5 protein-coding genes are annotated in these 7,359 nt (G+C 66.0%); 2 read left to right on the top strand and 3 right to left on the bottom strand.

The features are described 5' to 3' along the window. Positions 1-99: 99 nt before the first annotated feature. From purL to purS, 3 genes are read right to left on the bottom strand one after another with little or no spacing between them, the layout of a single operon-like run. Positions 100-2,439: a phosphoribosylformylglycinamidine synthase subunit PurL gene (gene purL / locus AC50X9_RS19560; RefSeq protein WP_494896402.1), complete on the bottom strand. Its 2,340-nt coding sequence runs from the start codon at positions 2,437-2,439 to the stop codon at positions 100-102. Further along, entirely contained in the window at positions 2,436-3,197 is a 762-nt protein-coding gene (purQ, locus tag AC50X9_RS19555) for a phosphoribosylformylglycinamidine synthase subunit PurQ (protein WP_494896400.1), read from the bottom strand. Before purQ ends, purL begins: the two co-directional genes overlap by 4 nt. Before the next feature lies 1 nt (position 3,198). Then, positions 3,199-3,450 (bottom strand): phosphoribosylformylglycinamidine synthase subunit PurS, encoded by a 252-nt coding sequence (purS, locus tag AC50X9_RS19550; protein ID WP_056427643.1) that lies wholly within the window; start codon positions 3,448-3,450, stop codon positions 3,199-3,201. Positions 3,451-3,750: 300 nt separating this feature from the next. Here purS and AC50X9_RS19545 point away from each other — a divergent pair, with 300 nt between their 5' ends. Continuing rightward, positions 3,751-3,936 carry a hypothetical protein gene (locus AC50X9_RS19545; protein WP_494896398.1) on the top strand — a complete coding sequence of 62 codons (186 nt, stop codon included), beginning with the start codon at positions 3,751-3,753 and terminating at the stop codon, positions 3,934-3,936. Positions 3,937-4,206: 270 nt separating this feature from the next. Then, on the top strand, positions 4,207-7,356 hold the full coding sequence (locus AC50X9_RS19540) for a S8 family serine peptidase (protein ID WP_494896397.1): 3,150 nt from the start codon (positions 4,207-4,209) through the stop codon (positions 7,354-7,356). The last annotated feature ends 3 nt before the right edge of the window (positions 7,357-7,359 follow it).

Here is a 7,359-nt window from a genome sequence, read left to right as displayed (position 1 = left end):
CGGTGGAACAGTGCGTCAACAACACTATTTTCCCAGCTCAGAAGCACCTTTCGTCGCTTAAACACACCCTACGGGCCCCACCCTCATGAAAACCCCGGGCTAGCCGAAGTACTTCGGCAGGGTCGCCTCGTGGGCTTCGCGGAGGGCGTCAAGGTTCATGGTCTCGACGCCGGTGATCTCCAGGGTGCCGCCTTCGGCGTCGACAACGCCGATCCGCAGGTGCGGGAAGCCGCGTGCGGTGCACATGTCCTTGAACCGGATCTCCTCGGAGCGGGGCACGGCCGCGATGGCGCGGCCCTGCGTCTCGGAGAACAGGGCGGTGAACAGGTCCACGCCGTCGCGGTCCAGGACGTCCTGCAGCGCGATCCGGGCACCAACGCCGTAGCGCAGCGAGGACTCCACGAGGGCCGCCGCGAGGCCGCCTTCGGAGAGGTCGTGGGCGGAGTCCACCATGCCGTCGCGGGAGGCGTTGATCAGGATCTCGCCCAGCGCGCGTTCGGCCGCGAGGTCAACCTTGGGCGGCAGCCCACCCAGGTGTCCACGCATGTTGGACCACTCCGAACCGTCCAGTTCCGCCGCCGTCGTGCCGAGCAGGTAGATGGCCTGGCCGTCTTCCTTCCAGCCCGACGGCGTGCGGCGCGCGACGTCGTCGAACTTGCCCAGCACTGCCACCACCGGGGAGGGGTGGATGGGGGTGGCGCCGGTCTGGTTGTAGAGCGAGACGTTGCCGCCGGTGACCGGGATGCCCAGCACCATGCAGGCGTCGGACAGGCCGCGGATGGCCTCGGCCAGCTGCCACATGACGTCGGGGTCCTCGGGGGAGCCGAAGTTCAGGCAGTCGCTGACGGCCATCGGCACGGCGCCGGACGTGGCGACGTTGCGGTAGGCCTCGGCCAGCGCCAGCTGGGCGCCGTGGTACGGATCGAGGTAGGTGTAGCGGCCGTTGGCGTCGGTGGCCAGGGCCACGCCCAGCCCGGTTTCCTCGTCCACCCGGACCACGCCGGCGTCGTCCGGGAACGCCATCGCGGTGTTGCCGCCGACGTAACGGTCGTATTGCTGGGTGATCCAGGACTTGTCGCACATGTTCGGGGACGCGACGAGCTCGGTGATGGCGGCGGCGAGGTCAGCGGGGGCGGCCGGGCGGCCGGCATCCTGCACGGACCCGGTGAAAACATCGGCCTGCACGGCGTCCTGCCACTCCGGGCGCGCGTAGGGGCGGTCGTAGACCGGACCGTCGTGCGCCACGGTGCGCGGGTCGACGTCGACGATGACTTCGCCTTCCCACGTGATGATCAGGCGCCCGGTATCGGTCACCTCGCCCAGCCAGGAGTACTCGACAGCCCACTTGTCCATGACCGTTTCAAACGCGGCGACGTTCTCGGGCGTGACGACGGCCATCATGCGTTCCTGTGACTCGGACATCAGGATTTCACCCGGGGTCAGGGTCGGGTCGCGGAGCAGGACGGAGGTCAGTTCGACTTCCATGCCGCCGTCGCCGTTGGAGGCGAGCTCGGACGTGGCGCAGGAAATGCCCGCGGCGCCGAGGTCCTGGATGCCCTCCACCAGGGAGCCCTTGAACAGCTCGAGGCAGCATTCGATCAGGACCTTTTCGGCGAACGGGTCGCCGACCTGCACGGCGGGACGCTTGGATGGTTTCGTGCTGTCGAAGGATTCCGAGGCCAGCACGGAGGCGCCGCCGATGCCGTCGCCGCCGGTGCGGGCGCCGAAGAGCACCACCTTGTTGCCCTTGCCGGAGGCGTTGGCGAGGCGGATGTCCTCGTGGCGCATCACGCCGACGGCCAGGGCGTTGACCAGCGGGTTGCCCTGGTAGACCGAATCGAAGACCATTTCGCCGCCGATGTTCGGCAGGCCCAGGGAGTTCCCGTAGCCGCCGATGCCGGCGACCGCGCCGTGCATGACGCGGGCCGTGTCCGGGTGGTCAATCGCGCCGAAACGCAGCGGATCCATCACGGCCACCGGGCGGGCGCCCATCGAAATGATGTCGCGGACGATGCCGCCGATGCCGGTCGCGGCACCCTGGTAGGGCTCGACGAAGGACGGGGAGTTGTGGGACTCGATCTTGAACGTCACGGCCCAGCCGTCGCCCAGGTTCGTGACGCCGGCGTTTTCGCCGATCCCCACGAGCATGTCCTTCTTCATCTCCTCGGTCACCTTTTCGCCGAACTGGCGCAGGTGGTTCTTGGAGGACTTGTAGGAGCAGTGCTCGCTCCACATCACGGAGTACATGGCGAGTTCGGCGCCGGTCGGGCGCCGGCCCAGCACCTTGACGACCTCGTCGAACTCGTTCTGCTTGAGGCCCAGCTCGGCCCAGGGGAGCTCGACGTCGGGGGTCTTCGCCGCGTTCTCGACGGTGTCGATGTTGAATTTTTTGGTCTCGGTGGCGGTGCTTGCCGTCCGGCCGGTCGACGTCTCCGTCATTTGTTGTCTCCCACGATCTTGTTCAGTACAGAGGTGAAGAAGCCGAGGCCCTCGGTGCCGGAGCCGTTTTCGGGGCCGAAGCCGGCCTCCACGGCGTGCTCCGGGTGCGGCATGAGGCCCACCACGTTGCCCGCGGCGTTGGAGATGCCGGCGATGTCGCGGCGCGAGCCGTTCGGGTTGAAGCCGACGTAGCGGAACACCACCCGGCCCTCCGCCTCCAGCGCATCGAGGGTCTTCTCGTCCGCGATGTACTGGCCGTCCTGGTTCTTCAGCGGCACCGTGATCTCCTGGCCGACGGCGTAGTCCCGGGTCCACGCGGTGGTGTTGTTCTCCACCCGCAGGACCTGGTCGCGGCACATGAACAACAGGCCGTCGTTCTTGATCATCGACCCGGGCAGCAGGTGCGATTCGGTGAGGATCTGGAAGCCGTTGCAGATGCCCAGCACGGGCAGCCGGGCGTCCGAGTTGGCGGCGTCGATGATCCTGGCCATGAGCGGCGCGAACCGTGAGATGGCGCCGGCGCGGAGGTAATCACCGTAGGAGAAACCGCCGGGGATGACGACGGCGTCGACGTCGCCCAACGTGGTGTCTTCGTGCCAGAGGGCCACCGGGGTGGCGCCGGCCAGGCGCACCGCGCGGACGGCGTCGCGGTCGTCCAGGGTACCGGGGAAGGTAACGACACCGATCTTCGCGCCCGCGAGCCCGCGGGCACCAGAAGCGGCGGCGGTGGTTTCGCCGATCAGGGGGAGTTCAGTCATCTCAGGCCTCGACGACCTCGACGTTAACGACGTCCTCGATGACCGGGTTCGACAGGAGGGTCTCCGCGGCGTTCCGGGCCTGGGCCAGGATCTCCTCGGTCACCTCGCCGTCGACCGTGAGTTCAAAGCGTTTGCCCTGGCGGACAGCGCTGAACGCGGTGAAGCCCAGCCGGGGGAGTGCACCCACGATGGCCTTCCCCTGCGGGTCCAGAATCTCGGGCTTGGGCATGACGTCGACAACGATCCGGGGCATCCGGCAACTCCTGTGCGTGAGCATTGGGTAAGGGCGCAGCGGAGTGGTGCCGTCTCACACCGGTCCGCTGTGTGGTGAGGGCTGTTTGGTGAAGACAGCGTGAGAGGGCGCTCCGCGAGCTTGCATGCCCATTCTACCGGCCGCCGCGCGTCCGGCCGCATTCCGGCGGACAGTGTGAACGGTGTGCGCCAGGCCACCGGGGCGGAACGGGCGCCTCTCGGCTGCTGACAGGCCCCGACCCCGCGCCTCACCTGCGACGACGCTATGGTCACCCCGGTGCTCCGTCAGTAGCATGTGCGTATGGCTGAGAAATCGAAATCCGTGCTTTTGCCCGTCGTCGCTGCCGCCGTTTTCGCCGGCCTGGGGCGGATGGTTCTGCAGAAAATCTTGGCGGATCGGAAGGCCAGGGACAGCAATGTGGCCGGACCCGTCGATGAGAAGACCCGCGCCTGGATCAGCGAAGTTGTCCGTACGCCCCGCCAGTAAAGCTCCGGAAACGCCTTAGGCCCCACGAATCGACAGCCCGTCAGGGCCGAACGCGCCGCCCGGCGACGACGGTCCCTTGATGGGCTGTCGAATTGATTGACTAATTTTAATTTACCGTTTGTGTTCTATGTCATAACTGGCTCTCAGTCTGTACTGTATGAAAACGGCTGGTATCCGTCCGGACCGCTTGAGTCTCAGTTCTTGCTCTCCCGCCAGTCGATGAGCCGGCAGCAACGCCGGGACCGTTCCTTATGAAAGGTTCAACCACACGTGAAATCACCAGGAAAGAGCTTCCTTCGAAGCGGGGGACTCCGGAGGGCCGTGGCACTGACTCTGGGCTTGCCGGTTCTCTTGTCAACAGTCGCGATCGCGCCAGCCATCGCGGCACCTGCAGCGGGCTCCACCCCCGCGGCTGTGGCACAGAAGAATCTGGATCCCGGCACTTATCCGGACGGGCGCTACATCGTTCTCCTGGCCGAGATGCCGGCGGCGAGCTATGAAGGCAGCACGGCGGGATTCCAGGCCACCAAGCCGGCCGCGGGCAAGAAACTCGACACCGGCAAGGCTGAGGTAAAGAAGTATCGGGCCCACCTCCAGAACAAGCAGGCCGAGATTGCGGCCCAGCAGAACGTCCAGATCCAGCGTCAGTTCACCGCGGCCGTCAACGGCTTCAGCGCCACACTCACCACAGAACAGGCCGTCAAGCTCGCCAAGGATCCCAGCGTCCTGGTGGTCGCCCCCGACACGGAAAACGCCCCGGATTACTCCAGCACCGATTTCCTGAAGCTCAGCGGCGAAAAAGGCACCTGGAACACCAAGTTCGGCGGCCAGGACGGTGCCGGCAAGGGCGTCGTCGTCGGTGTCATTGACACCGGGTACACCCCCGACAGCGCCTTCTTCACCGGCGAAGAGGTAAAGCCGCTCGTCGGCCAGCCTGTTGTCGGTGTGCCATACCGGAAGGCGGACGGCAAGATCGCAATGCTCAAGTCCGACGGCGACACCTTCATTGGCGAGTGCCAGATTGGCCAGGACTTCGACGGTTCCGCCTGCAACTCCAAGGTCCTCAGCGCGCATTACTTCGCCGAGGACTTCCTGCGCTTCGTTCCCCCGAGCGAGCGTGCGCCCCAGGAGCTGCTCTCCCCGGTGGACGTCGACAGCCACGGCACCCATACCGGAAGCACCGCCGTGGGAAACGCCAACGTCGAGACGTTCGTCGATGGCCGCAGCTTTGGCCTCACCAGCGGAATTGCGCCGGCCGCCAAGCTCTCCGTCTACAAGGTCTGCTGGGAAGACAAGAACCCTAACACCGGCGGCTGCTACAGCTCCTCCTCCGTTGCTGCGGTCGAGCAGGCTATTGACGATGGCGTGGACGTACTGAACTACTCCATCTCCGGTTCCGCGACGTCCGTCATCGACCCGGTCTCGATTGCCTTCCTCCACGCTGCATCGGCTGGCATTTTCGTTGCCGCCTCGGCCGGAAACTCCGGTCCGACGGCCAGTACGGTCAACCACGGCGGCCCTTGGGTCACCACAGTTGCGGCCAGCAGCTTCTCCCAGGAGCTCCAGGGCACGGTTGAGTTCGCCGACGGCACCAAGTTCCGGGGTGCCAGCATCATGAGCAAAGAGGTCAAGGACGCCGGCGTCGTGCTGGCTGCCAACGCGGCCGCCACGAGCCCGCCGTCGTCTCCGGCGCTGTGTGGACCTGGCACACTTGACCCGGCGAAGGTCGTCGGCAAGGTTGTTGTCTGTGACCGCGGCGTTGTTGACCGCGTCGCCAAGAGCGCCGAGGTTGCGCGCGGCGGCGGTGTCGGCATGATTCTGGTCAACCTGAGCAATTCTTCGCTGGACACCGACCAGCACGCTGTCCCCACCGTCCATGTGAACCCGCCGGCCACCGAGGCGATCAAAGCCAAGGTGACCCAGACCCCGGATATCAAGGTTTCCCTGGTCAACAAGGACACCACCGGACTGCCGCTGGAGGCCCAGCCGCAGATCGCCGGCTTCTCCTCCCGCGGGCCGCTGCTCGCCACGGATTCGGACCTGCTGAAGCCTGACGTCGCCGCTCCGGGCGTTGCCGTCCTGGCTGGTGTGTCGCCGATTGGCGCCGACGGCGCGGAGTTCGGCTTTATGTCCGGCACCTCCATGGCGGCACCCCACGTTGCGGGCTTCGGCGCGCTGCTGCTGGGTAAAAACCCCAACTGGTCCCCGGCAACGGTCAAGTCCGCCATGATGACGACGGCGGGCAATGTCGTGAACGCCGACGGCTCCAAGAACACAGACGTCCATGCCACCGGCGCCGGCCAGGTCGATCCGGCGCGGATGGTCGATCCGGGTCTTGTCTACGACGCGAACGGAGACGACTACTGGAATTTCATCCAGGGCACGGGGATCAACCTCGGCCTGCCGTCCACCACGCTGCCGCGGGACATGAACGTCGCGTCATTCTCGCTGGGTAACCTCACCGGAAAGATCGAGGTCACCCGCACGGTCACCGCACTGACCCCAGGCACCTACAAGGTCAAAGCCAATGTGCCCGGCATTAAGGTCAGTGTTTCCCCGGCAGCCCTGAACTTCAAGGCCGCCGGTGAGAAGAAGACCTTCAAGGTCACCTTCGAGAACAAGAGCGCTGCACTGGGCAAGTTCGCCATGGGCTCACTGAGCTGGGAGGGTGCCGGCAAGACCGTCACCTCGCCGATCTCGGTCCGGCCGCAGTCCGCCGTGGCCGCGAAGGAAGTATTCCTGAGCACCGAGTCCGGCACGGGCACGGGTGACATCAGCGTTGTCTCCGGCACAGACAAGCCAATCAGCATGACCCTGGACGGCCTGTCGAAGGCGGATTCCTCCGCCGTGGAGCTGATCCCGGGGCCGTTCGTCGGAATCCCTGGCGCCTCTGATGCCTCGAACTTCGTCAAGACCGTGACGGTCCCGGCCGGTGCTCCGCTGGCCAAGTTCTCGGTTATCTCCTCCGACCCGGATTCGGACTTCGACATGTGGGTCGTCACCCCCAGGGGAACCGCAGAGGTTGCCACGTCGTCGGCCAGCGAGACGCTGTCGATCGCGAACCCGGCCGCGGGCGAGTACACGATCTACGCGAACCTGTACTCCAGCCCGGGCGGCAAGGCCACGAAGGCAACCGTCGATGCCGCGGTCCTAGGTGCCAACGAGAAAAATGCGACGGTCACGCCGAACCCGCTGGTGCTGCCCAACGGTGAAACGGGCAAGATCACGCTGAACTGGACCGGACTTATGCCCGGCTCCTACATCGGCCGGATCACCTTTGCCGGTGCCAGCGAGCCGACCTTCGTCAGCCTGCTCGTGAACGCCGCCGGCGTCGCTTCGGTGGCCCCGACGGCGGACGGCTCAGCACAGCAGTCCAAGTTCCAGAACCAGGAGCTTGAGCGTCCGAACAACGCCATCTAGGTG

The organism is Pseudarthrobacter sp. HLT1-3 (assembly GCF_059383535.1).
The sequence above is the reverse complement of the archived record's forward strand: the minus strand, read 5'-3'. Positions and strand labels throughout refer to the sequence as shown.

Coding starts and splice junctions, on each gene's coding strand:
- purL (WP_494896402.1), bottom strand. CDS start 2,439: ATGACGGAGACGTCGACCGGCCGGACGGCAAGCACCGCCACCGAGACC.
- purQ (WP_494896400.1), bottom strand. CDS start 3,197: ATGACTGAACTCCCCCTGATCGGCGAAACCACCGCCGCCGCTTCTGGT.
- AC50X9_RS19545 (WP_494896398.1), top strand. CDS start 3,751: ATGGCTGAGAAATCGAAATCCGTGCTTTTGCCCGTCGTCGCTGCCGCC.
- purS (WP_056427643.1), bottom strand. CDS start 3,450: ATGCCCCGGATCGTTGTCGACGTCATGCCCAAGCCCGAGATTCTGGAC.